Origin of the sequence: Tessaracoccus sp., assembly GCF_016714275.1 — a bacterium.
Taxonomy (GTDB): domain Bacteria; phylum Actinomycetota; class Actinomycetes; order Propionibacteriales; family Propionibacteriaceae; genus Arachnia.
Genome location: NZ_JADJNP010000001.1, coordinates 1,499,780 through 1,512,998 on the forward strand (window position 1 = coordinate 1,499,780; position 13,219 = coordinate 1,512,998).

Consider the following 13,219-nt stretch of genomic DNA (forward strand, 5'->3'; position numbering starts at 1 on the left):
GTCCATGACGAGTTCGACCGAGGGCAAACGGGGCCCCTACGCCAAGACGGAGCAGTTCCGGCTGGACGTGCTCGACGCCGCCCTCGGCCTCGTCGCCGCCCACGGGCTCGATGCGGCGACGCTCCAGCTGATCGCCGACGAGGTCGGCCGCTCGAAGGCCGGGCTCCTGCACCACTTCGGGTCGCGCGACGCGCTCCTTCTGGCCATCGTGGAGCACCGCGACGCCGTCAACCACCGCTCGTTCCCGGTCGAACCGGGCTTCGCGGGCTCCACGAAGCTGGTCGCCCACAACGCGACCGTGCCGGGCCTGATCGCGCTTTTCGCGGTGATGTCCGCGCTCGCCGCCGCCGATCCGGAGCCCACGAGCCGTCGGGACTACTTCGTCGCCCGCTACGCCCGCACCCGGGCTGGCTTCGTCCGCCAAGTCGAGGCCGCCCAGCAGGCGGGCACGGCGCGCGCAGACCTCCCCGCCGAGCAGGTGGCGACGCTCATCGTCGCCACGATGGACGGCCTGCAGATCCAGTGGCTCCTCGACCCGGACATCGACATGACCACCCACCTGGAGGCGCTGATCAGACTCCTCTCTGCGTGAACCCTTGCCCGAACGGCACCGCGCACGTACATTTGTCCGTACGAGAGAGGAGCGGCAGATGACGGCAACCGCACGACTGGAGTTCCGGGTCACACCGCAGGATAGGGCGCTCATCGTCAGGGCTGCGCAGCTCGCAGGCGAACCCGTGACCGCTTTCGCGCGCACCGCGGCCGAGGAGCGCGCCGAGAAGATCCTGCGCGAGCACGAGGCCGTCACCGTCGTCCCGCCCGAGTTCTTCGACGACCTGATCGAGGCCTTCGACGAGCCACCCGTCCGCAACCCCGCATTGGCGGCGGCCGCGGCCCGCCTGAGCGAGACCGTCGTCCGTGACTGAGCGGCTCCGCTCCCATCGCTTCGACCCTGGCAGGCATGCCGTCGCGGAGTTCAGCTGCGGTGAGGAGTCCCTGGACCGCTGGCTCAAGGAGCAGGCGGGGGTCGCGACGAAGCGGGGCACCGCCCGAACCTGGGTGTGGGTCGATGCTGACGATCGCGTCGTCGGGTACTACGCGTTGGCGGCGCACAAGGTGGCCCGCGGCGACATCCCCTCCAAGATCGGCAGAGGCGGCCCCGCGGAGGTTCCGGCCGTCCTGCTCGCCCGCTTGGCGCTCTCCCGAGAGCTTCGAGGGCGCGGACTGGGCGCTGTCCTCGTAGCGGACGCCCTCGAACGCGTCGTCGCGGCGACTCGGACGGTTGCGGCCCGGCTCGTGGTCGTGGACGCGCTTTCGGAGCCCGTTGCGCGCTTCTACGAGGCGTTGGGCTTCCGCCGCATCCCTGACAGCTTGCTGCTCGTGCAGAAGATCGCGGACATTGAGGCCTCGCTGGAGTCCGCGCGGGACCAATGCGGAGGGCACGCGACGCACGGGCAGTGATCCAGCCGATTCGGACCAGTTGTCCAATAGGACCGATGCCGTCTGCGGCCGGGCCCTATCATCGAGAGCCGTAACGGTTTCAGCGGGAAGGGCGCGACCGACATGGCGCAGAAGAGCAAGATCAAGGAACAGAACATCGCGGTGTTCGGCGAGCCAGGAAGCGGAAAAACCGTTCTCCTCTCGTCCCTCTACGGGGCGACACAGGAGCCGGCATTCCGCGGCGATAGCCTCTACAAGGTGGTTGCCGATGACGTCGGCCAAGGAACCCGGCTCCTTCAGAACTATCTGAAGATGCGCAAGGATGCCCAAGCTCCCCCGAAGACACGTTTCGCTTCCACCTCCTACTCATTCACCATCAAACCGAAAAAGGACAACAACGCCGAGGCTGCGAAGAGGACACCTTTCAGCGCCCTGCGTTTCATCTGGCACGACTATCCGGGAGAGTGGTTCACAGAGGATCCGAGCAGTCACGAGGAGGCCCGGCGGCGCATCGAGACGTTCACCACACTGCTCAAGTCAGATGTTGCCCTCATCCTCGTCGACGGCCAGAAGCTCCTGGACTACGCAGGCGAAGAGGAGAAGTACCTTAAGTCGCTGCTGCGGGGCCTTGGCGCAGGACTCCAGGCGTTGCAGGATGACATCCTCCCTGACGGCCAGCCGCTGGAGGAGTTCCCGCGCATCTGGGTCTTGGCCCTCTCCAAGGCCGACTTACTCCCAGACCTCGACGTCCACGAGTTCCAGAGCCTCATCATCCACAAAGCCGCAGATGAGGTAGCGGCGCTGAGCGACACACTGAAGGAGTTTGTTCAGGTTCCCGAGGCGCTGTCCCTCGGCGAGGACTTCTTGGTGCTGTCGTCTGCGAAGTTCGAGCCAGGGAAGATCGACGTGACGACCCGTCGCGGACTCGACCTCATCCTTCCCGTAGCTTCTCTCCTTCCTTTGGAGCGACTTGGCCAATGGTTCGACAAGCTCGACGTCCCACTCAAGGTACTGGGCAAGTTGGTGGACAACGCGGACACTCTGGCTGTGGTGCTCGCAGGCGCAGGCGCCGGCGTCGTGGGCAAGCTCCTCGGGAAGGTACCCAAGGTCGGCAAGATCCTCGGACCAGTGGCTGTACCCGCTCTAGCTGAGGCTGCTCAGTTCAGCGCCGCCAAGCTGCGGGAGACACATTCTCAGGCACTGGAGAATCGGGACTACGCCACGGCGATGCTTACAGAGTTCCGGCTGGACCTTGACCGGGGCGTCGACGAGGGGCTGCTGAGCAAGTGCCAGTGGTAGGCACCGTCTGGGCAACTTGCGGGCACAAATGGGGCTTTCGTTTCCTACTCGACGGGGGCCTTGGCGACCCCTTGGCCATCTACGAACGCGCCTTCGCAGGAGCGGAGAACGAGGCAACTTTCTATCGACGCACAGGTAATCACCTTGCTTTGCGGATCCTCGATCCGTTGGGCCGCCAGGACTCCGCCGGACGCATCATCCAGCACGACTTCGTCGTCTGGGGGGCGTCGGCGGCGAACATCGGTACTCTCGAGGACGGAACGCAGAGGATCTGGCCGCTCGTAGCCGACGCATATGCCTCGCTGTGGTTGAGCCAACGTCCGCCTACCCACGCGGAGATCCGGGCGGCGTTCGACGATTAGTGCGCGGGGCCGGCGACGGCGTCGTCGGGCTTGCGGAGGAAGAAGCCACAGATCGCGGCGCCCGTCCAGATCGCGCCCGCGCCGAGGAAGGCCCAGTGCGCCCCCGCGAGCATCGCGGCGGCCTCCGAGGGCGCCGTCGGGGCCGCGGCGGCCGTCTGCATCGCGAACACCGTGACGAACAGCGCGGTTCCGGCGGCGCCCGCGACCTGCTGTACCGCACCGATCACCGCGGAGCCGTGCGAGTACAGGTTCTTCGGAAGAGCGCCGAGGGAGATCGTGAACAGCGGCGTGAAGATCGACGCGAAGCCGACGCTCATCGCGATGTGGGCGATCATGATCGCCCACCACGGGGTGCCGAGGCTCAGCGTGGAGAAGAACAGGAAGACCCCGAGGACGACGGCGCCGGCGGGCAGCACGAGGGGGCGCGGGCCGACCCGGTCGAAGAGGCGACCGACGACGGGGCCGAGCAGGCCCATGGCAAGGCCGCCGGGCAGCATCATCAGGCCGACCTGCAGCGGCTCCATGCCGTACGCGCGCTGCAGCAGGAGCGGCAGCATGATGATCGTGCCGAACATGGCCATCATGGCGATCGCCATCATCGTCAGCGCGACGGTGAAGGCGCCGTGCGTGAAGGTCCGGAGATCCAGGAAGGCCTCTCCCCTGCCCTGCAGCACGAGCTGCCGCGCGACGAACGCGACGAGACCCCCGACGCCGATCCCGATCGACAGCATCGGCACCCAGAACTCGACATGCTCCGCGCCGACGAGACTGAGGCCATAGACAAGCGGCCCGAACGCGACGACGCTGAGTGGGATGGAGATCGCGTCGAGCGGGGTCGGCTTGCGCTCGCCGACGTCGCCCAGCTTGCGGCTCCCGAGGATCAGCATGGCCAGCGCGATGGGCAAGACGGTGCCGAAGATCAGCCGCCACGAGCCGAGCTGCAAGATGATGCCGGACAACGTCGGGCCGACGGCGGGCGCCATCGAGATCACCATCGAGATGTTGCCCATCACCTTCCCGCGCCCGTTCGGCGGCACCAACTGCATGACGGTGGTCATCAACAGCGGCATCATGACGGCGGTGCCCGAGGCCTGCACGACGCGGCCGGCGAGCAGGAACGCGAAGCTGGGCGCGACCATGCAGATCAGCGTGCCGAGGCTGAACGAGACCATCGCAAGCTGGAAGACGCGGCGTGTCGGAAGCCGGTCGAGCAGCCACCCCGTGATGGGGATGACGACGGCCATGGTCAGCATGAACGCCGTCGTCAACCACTGCGCGGTGCGCTCGTCGACCCCCAGGTCGGTCATGATCGAGCTCAGGGCGACGTTCATCGTCGTCTCGTTGAGGATGACGACGAAGGCCGCGACCAGAAGGATCGGGATGACAGAGGATCGCTGGTCTCGTGTCATGGAATCCCTCTCGGAGTCGACCGCTACCGTCGATAACGGAGCGGGTTCGGCGCGGTGGTCGCCTCTTCCGCGATCGCCAGCCCGGGGGCGAGGACCCCGAGGTGTCGCAGCTCGCGCAGCCGGGCGACGACGCGGTCACGAAGAGTACCCGGCGCGATGGTGTTCAGGTAAATCTTCGTCGCGCCCTCGAACCCGGCGAGCGTCGAGATCCGCCACTTGAGCATGATCCGCCACGGCATCGCCAGCGGCGTGTCGACCGGCCGGTAGTGCCACTCCTCGTTGCAGGGGACGTCCGGCCCCGTCGCGGCGTGCATGGCGTGCAGCAGGTCCGACATGCCGCGTACCTCGTCGGCCGCCTGCTCCCAGGGGAAGCTCGCCTCAGCCTTCGAGAACACCTCGATCGTCGGGTAGCGGTGCCCGAACCCTGCGAACGCGACGGCGTGGTCGTTCTCCGCGATGACAAGACCCCGCCGCACCGCGTAGCCGACGGCGGCGTCGTTGAACACGTTGGGGTTGGCCGCGAGCCGGCGCAAGGTCGACGCCTGCTGGTTGCCGTGCTCGTCGATGGCCACGAGCTGCTTGTGCAGGTGGTCGAACGACGCCCCGGCAGGCTTCAGCCAGTTCTGGAACACCGTGACATAGCGGGCGTAGCGGTTGAAGGTCAGCATCCGCTGGGCGGCCTCGACGGTGTAGACAAGGAACGCGCCGTGCTCGTCCGGCGTGAGGGTGCCCGACGACGCGAGCGCAGAGTCGTCGGCCGCGCCGTCGACGAAGTGCCTGCGGGCGATCACGACGTCGTGGCAGCCGCCGAAGAACGCGGAGGCCCGGCGCAGCATCTCTTGTTCGCCCAACGCGCTGATGACGTCGGGGCTGTGGCCCGACGCGCGCAGCTTCGCCGCCATGACACTCAGCACGTGCGTGCGGCCGTCGGGCGAGGCGAAGTAGGCGTCTCTGCGGTCGCGGATCCAGTCGGGCAGCTCGTAGCCGTAGTTGAGGTGCCAGTACTCGTAGCTCAGGATCTCGAACAGGTTGGGCACGCGGCGGAACTCGGCGACGGTCTCGAACAGCTCCTCCACGGTGGTGCCGTGGTGGGTCCGGAAGCCGTCGCCGTCGCGGATGACGCGGGACTTCTCCGGCGGCGTCTCAAGGTAGCGGTCCTGGCAGAACGCGCACGCCCGGCGCTCCTGCCCGGGCTCCAGCGGCCTCGGGTTCGCGGCGGGGGCCGATAGCGGGCGATTCCCCCGCCCTGGCACGGTCCACACCTCGGTGCCCGTGAACGGGTTAACCTGCTTGATCGTGCCGTCGCGCAGTTCGGTCAGGTACTCGCCTTCGGTAGCCACTCACCCACGATAGGCCGGACGAGCGCCGGAAAAGTGCAGCCAGATAGAGATTCGGGGCGGCTGGGGCCCGAATCCTCATCTGGCCGCACTTTTACGTCAGGAGCGGGTCCAACGCGACGGCAAGGAAGATCAGCGCCAAGTAGGTGTTCGACCAGTGGAACAGGCGCATAGCCTTCAGTTGCGCGACCTCGAGGCCGGCGCGGGCGCGGCGCCAGAGCTGCGCGGCCTCCCAGAGCAGCACGGCGCCGAAGGCGGCCGCTGCCGCGGGGTACAGCCATCCGGTTGGCGTTGCGGGCCACAGCAGCAGCGACACGGCGACGGTGGCCAGCGAGTACCAGAAGATCTGGGCGGCCACGTAAGGGGCCGGCTTGACGACGGGCAGCATCGGGACGCCAGCGGCGGCGTAGTCGTCGCGGTAGCGGAACGCGAGGGCCCAGGTGTGCGGCGGCGTCCAGAGGAACACGATGCCGAACAGGATCAGCGGCGGCCACGCGACGGACCCGGTCACCGCGGTCCAGCCGATCAGCGGCGGGAAGCAGCCCGCGATGCCGCCCCAGACGATGTTCTGCCACGTTCGGCGCTTCAGCCACATGGTGTAGACGAAGACGTAGAAGGCGTTGGCGGCCAGCGCGAGGAACGACGACAACCAGTTGGCGCCGAACCCGAGCACCAGCGTGGCGAGGATGCCGAGCACGACCCCGAAGATCGTCGCGTTGCGGGCCGACACCTGGTGCCGCGGCACGGGCCGACGGCGCGTCCGCCGCATGACCTCGTCGATGTCGGCGTCGATCACGCAGTTGAAGGTGTTGGCCGACGCCGCGGCGAACAGCCCGCCCAGCATCGTCCAGACGACCAGCTGCCACGGCGGGAACCCGCCCGCGGCCAGGAACATCGCGGGAACGGTGGTGATCAGGAGCAGTTCGATGATGCGGGGCTTCGTGAGTGCCACGTATGCCTTCACGACATCGCCGAACGGCGCCCGCGACGACGCTGCAACACTCACGACTGCGACTCCAGTATGTAGACCTCTCGGCAGTCTACCGGCCAGAAGCCCCGACGCCACTCGCGCGAAGGCGCGCCCATTCTTCGGCACGGAGGGCCGCCGGAAGGCCACTCCGCACGATTCGTCGGTCTCGCGCGTGTATGCCGTGAGGGAGGCCTCTCAGCCACCTTGGCAAGGACCGAACAGGAAACAGCACCCACGCTGGGAGTGGCTGTGGTGGCGCTCCTCATCGAGCGCATGGACGGTGGACTGGGTGATGGTCGCCGGCACGAGGGTCGAGGTGACCTTTCTTCCTGAGCAGGCCACACTCGCCGACCAGATCCTCCGCTCCGCACACGAGTCCTAAGGGAGGCACTGATCAATCGGTCGCCGGGGGTGCACGACGATGGTCGCACGCATTCCCTCTGATAAGCGGTGGGGCTAGGGTGTCCCCTGATGAACGACTACGTGAACCCGTTGCGCGACCCGCAGGACCGCCGGCTTCCCCGCATCGCGGGGCCGTGCGTGCTTGTCATCTTCGGCGTCACCGGCGACCTGTCCCGCAAGAAGCTCATGCCCGCGGTCTACGACCTGGCCAACCGGGGGCTGCTGCCACCCGGCTTCGGGCTCGTCGGCTTCGCGCGCCGCGACTGGGCGGACCAGGACTTCGCGAAGGTCGTCCACGACGCCGTCAAGGAGAACGCTCGCACGCCGTTCCGCGAGGAAGTGTGGCAGCAGCTGCTCGAGGGCATCCGGTTCGTCTCCGGCACCTTCGATTCCGACGACGCGTTCGTCCGCCTCCGCGAGACCATCCGCGAGCTCGACACCGCCCGGGCCACCGGCGGCAACCACGCGTTCTACCTCTCCATCCCGCCGTCGAGCTTCGAGCCCGTCATGACCCAGCTGTCGCGCCACGGCCTCGTCGAGCGCCGCAACGGCGACTGGAACCGCGTCATCATCGAGAAGCCGTTCGGCCACGACCTCGCCTCCGCGCGGGAGCTGAACGATGTCGTCGAGACCCTCTTCCAGCCGCAGGAGGTGTTCCGCATCGACCACTACCTGGGCAAGGAGACGGTGCAGAACATGCTGGCGCTGCGGTTCGCCAACCAGATGTTCGAGCCCATCTGGAACAACCACTACGTGAGCCACGTGGAGATCACGATGGCCGAGGACATCGGCATCGGCAGCCGCGCCGGCTACTTCGACGGCATCGGCATCGCCCGCGACGTGATGCAGAACCACCTCCTCCAGCTCCTCGCCCTCACCGCCATGGAGGAGCCCACCAGCTTCGAGGCCTCCCAGCTGCGCACCGAGAAGAAGAAGGTGCTCGCCGCCGCGCACGTGCCCAAGCGCTACGACCTGCACACCGCGCGCGGCCAGTACGCCGCCGGGTGGCAGGGCGGCCAGAAGGTGATCGGCTACCGCGAGGAGCAGGGCGTCGCGCCCGACTCCACCACGGAGACCTACGCCGCCATCCGCGTCGACATCGACAACCGCCGGTGGGCTGGCGTCCCCTTCTACCTGCGCACCGCCAAGCGCATGCCCCGACGCGTGACGGAGGTGGCGCTCAGCTTCAAGCGCGCGCCGCACCTGCCGTTCACGGCCACCGACACCGAGGAACTCGGCACCAACGCGCTGGTCATGCGCATCCAGCCCGACGAGGGCGTCACCCTACGCTTCGGCGCGAAGGTCCCCGGCACCCAGATGGAGATCCGCGAGGTCTCCATGGACTTCGGCTATGGCGGCTCCTTCACCGAAAGCTCCCCGGAGGCCTACGAGCGCCTCATCCTCGACGTCCTGCTCGGCGAGCCGCCGCTGTTTCCGCAGCAGGAAGAGGTGGAGCTCAGCTGGCAGATCCTTGACCCCGTCCTCGACTACTGGGCCTCGCTCGACGAGATCCCCCAGCAGTACCGCTCGGGCACGTGGGGCCCGCAGTCGGCCGTCGACATGCTGGCCCGCGACGGCTTCGCCTGGCGCCGTCCCTAAGGAGACCCGATGATCATCGAACTGAGCAACACCTCGTCCCGCGAGATCGCCGCCAGCCTCCTCCACGCTCACCGCATGGCAGGCAGCGCCAGCGGCATGGTGCTGACCCTGCTGATCGTCACCACCGACGACCACTTCGACGACGTCATCGAGGCGGCGAAGGCGTCGGGCACGGCTCACCCCTCCCGCGTGATCCTGATCACCTACGTCGACGGCGACGAACCCCGGCTCGACGCCACCGTGCAGGTGGGCGAGGGCCTGCCCGGCGACATGATCGTCCTACGGCTCTCCGGCGAGCTGCGCGACCACGCCGACGCCGTATGCCTGCCCCTGCTCCTTCCCGACTCCCCCACCATCGCATGGTGGCCGAACGAGGCCCCCGACAACCTCGCGACGGACCCCATCGGCTCCCTCGCGGACCGCCGCATCACCGACGCCGCCGGCTGCGCGGACCCGCAGGCCGCTCTCGTCCGCCGCGCCAACAACCACGCCGACGGCGACACCGACCTCACCTGGACCCGGCTGACCCGCTGGCGGGCGCTGCTCGCCGCGGCACTCGACCAGACCGAGGCCGAGGTGACGGGCGCCGTCGTGACATCGGCCCCGGACAACGCCCCGGCGACCCTCCTCGCCGCGTGGCTGAGCGAGCGCCTCGGCGTTGACGTGGCGCGCACCGACGGGCCGATGATCGGCGTCAACTCCGTGGTGCTGAACACCACCGGAGGCGACATCACCGTGCGTCGCATCGCCGAGGGGATGGCGGTATACCAGGTTCCCGGCGAGCCGGAGCGCACCGTCGCGCTGCGCCGCAGGCCTCTGACGGACCTGCTGACCGAGGAGTTGCAGAGCATGGACGCCGACGACATCTTCGAGGCCGCGACGCTGCGCGTGGCCCGCGACTCCGAGGTCGCCTGATGTACACGCGCGTGGTGCGGCTCGCGACCGAGGCAGAGGTCGCCGACGTCGTCGCCGCCCGCCTGCTGGGGCACATCGTCGAGCTCCAGCAGACCCAGCAGATGGTGCATCTGTGCCTGACGGGCGGAGACGCGGCCAACACCATGTACGAGCGGTTCGCCGAACTGGCCGAGGGCTCCGGGCTCGACCCCGCGAAGCTGCAGCTCTGGTGGGGCGACGAGCGCTTCCTGCCCGCCACCGACCCGGGCCGGAACTCCCTGCAGGCCATCAGCCGCCTCGCGCGCACGGTGTCGATCAACTCGGCGCACACGCACATGATGGCAGCGAAGGACGGGCGCAAGGACAGCCACGAGTCCGCCGCGGAGTACGAGGCGGAGCTGGGCGACACCCGCTTCGACATCATGCTGCTCGGCATCGGGATCGACGGCCACGTCGGCTCGATCTTCCCCAACCACCCCAGCTTCGAGGCGACGAGCCTCGCGGTCATCGGCGTCGAGGACTCCCCTAAGGAGCCAGCGGAGCGGATCTCGCTCACGCTGCAGACGCTGAACCGCTCCGATCAGGTGTGGTTCCTCGCCAACGGGGAGGAGAAGGCAGGGGCGGTGGCCCGGGCCCTCGCCGGCGACCTCGCCCTGCCCGCCGCGCACGTGCAGGGCGACGAGGCAACGCTGTGGTTCATCGACGAGGCGGCCGCGGGCGAACTTCCGGAGCCCTACATCTGCGCGCTCTGAGGCGCAGGAATCCTGGGGTCAGTAGATGACCTCGCCGGAGGCGCGGCGTGCGCGGAGCGCGGAGACGGCCTCTTCGAGGATCTGCTCGGCCTCGGCCTCGGTGCGACGCTCCTTCACGTAGGCGAGGTGCGTCTTGTAGGGAGTGATCTTCGGCGGCGGCGGGGGGTTCTCCGCGTCGGTGTTGGCGGGAAGGCCACAGCGCGGACAGTCCCAGGACTCGGGGATCTGCGCGTCCGCCGCGAACGCCGGGCGGGTCACATGCCCGCTGGCGCAGAAGTAGGACACGTAGAAGCGCGGAGCGGTGTCCCCACGCTCAGCCTCACCCATGGGACCGGCACCGACACGGGTGCCGCGAATGGCGTTGCCACCAGCCACTTTGCTTTTCTCCTTGGAGCGTTGATGTGCGAAGACGGGGGTCCGTCTCGCGTGTGATCAGCCTGCGAGCTTGTAGAGGAACAGCAGCCCGACGATGGTGAGCAGCCAGACGAGACCGAGTACCACGGTGATCCGGTCGAGGCGCCGCTCAGCGGTGGAGGCACCGCCCATCGTGGTGGACATGCCACCGCCGAACAGATCGGACATTCCGCCCCCTCGCCCCTTGTGGAGGAGGACTGTGGCCGCCAACAGGATGCTGAGCACGATCGCGATGATCGACAGCGTCGTAATGGGCCAGGACACCAGGGGGACAATCACGCGGTACATGTTAACCGACGCCCCCGGTTAATCCACATCGGGGTCCCGGCAGCCGGAGCCACCGCCTACGCCCCTTCCCGACCGGCGATGACCATCATCAGTTCGCAGGCCATCGAGTTCGACCAGCTGAACCAGGGCCGCGTGAACTGGCCCGGGTCGTCGGGGTCGAAGCCCTCGTGCGTCAGCCCTGTGCCGCCATCGGTGGCGAGGATCATCGCCAGGCACGCGTCGGCCTCTTCGTCGGTTCCCGTCAGCCCCTGGACGGCCAGCGCGATGTGCCAGATGTATCCGTCGGGGGTGTGCGGGCTTCCGACGCCCTGAGCGAAGGCGCCGCGGGAGAAGAACGGGTTCTGGTCGCTCAGCACCCACGCACGGGTCGCGAGATAAGTGGGGTCGTCGACCGCAACATCGCTGGTCAGCGGCAACGACAGCAGCGACGGCATGTTCGCGTCGTCCATCCACAGCACTCCCCCGAGGCCGTCGACCTCGTAGGCGTACCGGCCGTCGATCACGCCGTGCTCCCGGATACCTTGAGCGATCTCGGCGGCGAGCTGCCGCACCTCGGCGGCGAGCGGGGCGTCGTCCCAGTGCGCGGCGAACTCTGCGATGCAGCGCAGCGCGGAGACGGCCATCAACTGGGCCGGGATGTTGTAGCCGTAGCGGCAGGCGTCGTCGGAGGGACGGAACCCGCCCCAGGTCATGCCGGTGACGGCTACAGGCGTGCCGCGGCCGTCCTCGCCGAGGGTGTCTGGGGGATAGGAGTCGCGCACGTGGCGGTAGTCCGACAGCTCGAAGTGGCGCTGCTCGCGCCGCCACAGCTCGACGATGGCCTGGCAGCCGCGGCGCACCCGCTCGTCGAGATACGCGGCGTCGCCGCTGTCCTTCCAGATCTGGTGGGCGAGCCGCACGGGGAATCCCAGCGAGTCGATCTCGTACTTGCGCTCCCAGACGTTCGGGTCGAGTTCCTCGTCGGACTCGTCGAAGTGCGCCCCGGTCGGGCCCGCGTTAAACGCGTTGGTGTAGGGGTCGAGCTCGATGAGCCGCCACTGCTCGCGCACGATCCCGCGTAGGGTCTCGGAGACCTGCGGCACGTGCTGCAGCCGCAGGAAGGGCAGCACCTGTGCCGAGGAGTCACGCAGCCACATGGCGGGGATGTCGCCGGTGACGACGAAGACGCCGTCGCCGTTGGCCGACATGGTGGTGCACCAGGTGTCCAGCATCATGCGCTCGAAGCGCTCCCCCGCCTCCGCGCCGCAGCGCGCGGCGATGCGTGCCGCCCAGCGGGCGATCTCGGCGGTCAGCTGAACCCCGGCGGGGTTGGTGATCTCTCGCATGGCTTTCCTTGTCAGCGGATGGGGGCGGGTGCCCAGGTGAGGATACGCGGATCCAGGAGGGAGTCGACGTTGGCCTGGCCGACGCCTACCGCGGCGGGACCGACGGTGACGACGAACGCCCCCGCCTCGCGTCCGGCGCGGGCACCGACCGGCGAATCCTCGAAGACGACGCACTCGGCGATGTCGACGCCGCACGCTGCCGCGGCCGCCAGGTAGAGGTCTGGCGCAGGCTTGGGGAGGGCGACGTCCTCGGTGCCGAGACGGGCGGTGAACAGCGACTCCCAGCCCAACGAACGCACGACGTCGACCACGATGTCGGACGGCGAGTTCGACGCGATCGTGATCGGGAACTCCGCGCCGAGCCGGGTGATCAGCTCCACCGCACCGGGCATCGGCTCGACCGACTCCCCGATGTGGTGCGACAGCCGCTCGCGCAGCCTTCGTTCGATCTCCGCGGGATCCGAACCGGGAAAGTCGGCGGTGTACTGCACCACGAGGTCCGCCATCGATCCGCCGAGCAGGCCTTTGCCCGTGGGGTCTCCCCCCGCGTCGCGCCAGATGTCCTCGGTCGCCGCGAACCAGGCAGCCTCCGAGTCCACCAGCGTGTCGTCCATGTCGAAAAGCACAGCCGAGATCCGGCGAGGAAGCCCTGTCATGGCCTAAACACTAGAGAACCGCGCAGATTCACGCATCGCCCCCTACACTGAACCCCGGAAAACGCTCACAAT

15 protein-coding genes are annotated in these 13,219 nt (G+C 68.3%); 8 read left to right on the forward strand and 7 right to left on the reverse strand.

What is annotated here, in order from left to right; genetic code table 11:
• Positions 1–4 precede the first annotated feature (4 nt).
• The 5 genes from IPJ61_RS06940 (at position 5) to IPJ61_RS06960 (ending at position 3,101) form a co-directional block, all read left to right on the forward strand.
• Positions 5–592, forward strand: a complete 588-nt coding sequence (locus IPJ61_RS06940; protein ID WP_297104597.1) for a TetR/AcrR family transcriptional regulator — start codon at positions 5–7, stop codon at positions 590–592.
• Between the two features lie 58 nt (positions 593–650).
• Complete coding sequence (locus IPJ61_RS06945; protein WP_297104600.1) at positions 651–926, forward strand: type II toxin-antitoxin system TacA family antitoxin; 276 nt, start codon at positions 651–653, stop codon at positions 924–926.
• On the forward strand, positions 919–1,461 hold the full coding sequence (locus IPJ61_RS06950; RefSeq protein WP_297104603.1) for a GNAT family N-acetyltransferase: 543 nt from the start codon (positions 919–921) through the stop codon (positions 1,459–1,461). Before IPJ61_RS06945 ends, IPJ61_RS06950 begins: the two co-directional genes overlap by 8 nt.
• 102 nt (positions 1,462–1,563) lie before the next feature.
• Entirely contained in the window at positions 1,564–2,739 is a 1,176-nt protein-coding gene (locus tag IPJ61_RS06955) for a TRAFAC clade GTPase domain-containing protein (RefSeq protein WP_297104606.1), read from the forward strand.
• A 71-nt stretch (positions 2,740–2,810) separates the two neighbouring features.
• Complete coding sequence (locus IPJ61_RS06960; RefSeq protein WP_297104608.1) at positions 2,811–3,101, forward strand: hypothetical protein; 291 nt, start codon at positions 2,811–2,813, stop codon at positions 3,099–3,101.
• Here the strand turns inward: IPJ61_RS06960 and IPJ61_RS06965 are convergent.
• The 3 genes from IPJ61_RS06965 to IPJ61_RS06975 all read right to left on the reverse strand — a co-directional run bounded on the left by IPJ61_RS06965 (position 3,098) and on the right by IPJ61_RS06975 (position 6,853).
• Positions 3,098–4,510: an MDR family MFS transporter gene (locus tag IPJ61_RS06965; RefSeq protein ID WP_297104611.1), complete on the reverse strand. Its 1,413-nt coding sequence runs from the start codon at positions 4,508–4,510 to the stop codon at positions 3,098–3,100. The genes IPJ61_RS06960 and IPJ61_RS06965 overlap by 4 nt on opposite strands.
• 23 nt (positions 4,511–4,533) lie before the next feature.
• A complete protein-coding gene (locus IPJ61_RS06970; protein WP_297104614.1) occupies positions 4,534–5,850 on the reverse strand; it encodes a DUF4921 family protein in 1,317 nt (438 codons plus the stop codon).
• A 91-nt stretch (positions 5,851–5,941) separates the two neighbouring features.
• The gene (locus IPJ61_RS06975; protein ID WP_297104619.1) at positions 5,942–6,853 is read right to left on the reverse strand and encodes a heme o synthase; all 912 of its coding nucleotides are present in this window, start codon (positions 6,851–6,853) and stop codon (positions 5,942–5,944) included.
• A 435-nt stretch (positions 6,854–7,288) separates the two neighbouring features.
• On the opposite strand from IPJ61_RS06975, the gene zwf reads away from it, so the two are divergent.
• From zwf to pgl, 3 genes are read left to right on the forward strand one after another with little or no spacing between them, the layout of a single operon-like run.
• Positions 7,289–8,818, forward strand: coding sequence for a glucose-6-phosphate dehydrogenase (gene zwf, locus IPJ61_RS06980; protein ID WP_297104622.1), 1,530 nt, complete (start codon positions 7,289–7,291; stop codon positions 8,816–8,818).
• Between the two features lie 9 nt (positions 8,819–8,827).
• Positions 8,828–9,733 (forward strand): glucose-6-phosphate dehydrogenase assembly protein OpcA, encoded by a 906-nt coding sequence (locus tag IPJ61_RS06985; RefSeq protein ID WP_297104625.1) that lies wholly within the window; start codon positions 8,828–8,830, stop codon positions 9,731–9,733.
• Positions 9,733–10,464 (forward strand): 6-phosphogluconolactonase, encoded by a 732-nt coding sequence (pgl, locus tag IPJ61_RS06990; protein ID WP_297104627.1) that lies wholly within the window; start codon positions 9,733–9,735, stop codon positions 10,462–10,464. The genes IPJ61_RS06985 and pgl overlap by 1 nt, the downstream gene beginning before the upstream one ends.
• 18 nt (positions 10,465–10,482) lie before the next feature.
• On the opposite strand, the gene IPJ61_RS06995 is transcribed toward pgl, so the two are convergent.
• From IPJ61_RS06995 to IPJ61_RS07010, 4 genes are all read right to left on the reverse strand, one after another.
• Complete coding sequence (locus IPJ61_RS06995) at positions 10,483–10,839, reverse strand: RNA polymerase-binding protein RbpA (RefSeq protein ID WP_297104630.1); 357 nt, start codon at positions 10,837–10,839, stop codon at positions 10,483–10,485.
• Positions 10,840–10,896: 57 nt separating this feature from the next.
• Positions 10,897–11,157 (reverse strand): preprotein translocase subunit SecG, encoded by a 261-nt coding sequence (secG, locus tag IPJ61_RS07000; protein WP_297104634.1) that lies wholly within the window; start codon positions 11,155–11,157, stop codon positions 10,897–10,899.
• A gap of 65 nt (positions 11,158–11,222) precedes the next feature.
• Positions 11,223–12,491, reverse strand: coding sequence for a glycoside hydrolase family 125 protein (locus IPJ61_RS07005; protein ID WP_297104637.1), 1,269 nt, complete (start codon positions 12,489–12,491; stop codon positions 11,223–11,225).
• 11 nt (positions 12,492–12,502) lie between these two features.
• Positions 12,503–13,147 carry an HAD family hydrolase gene (locus tag IPJ61_RS07010; RefSeq protein ID WP_297104640.1) on the reverse strand — a complete coding sequence of 215 codons (645 nt, stop codon included), beginning with the start codon at positions 13,145–13,147 and terminating at the stop codon, positions 12,503–12,505.
• Between the last annotated feature and the right edge of the window lie 72 nt (positions 13,148–13,219).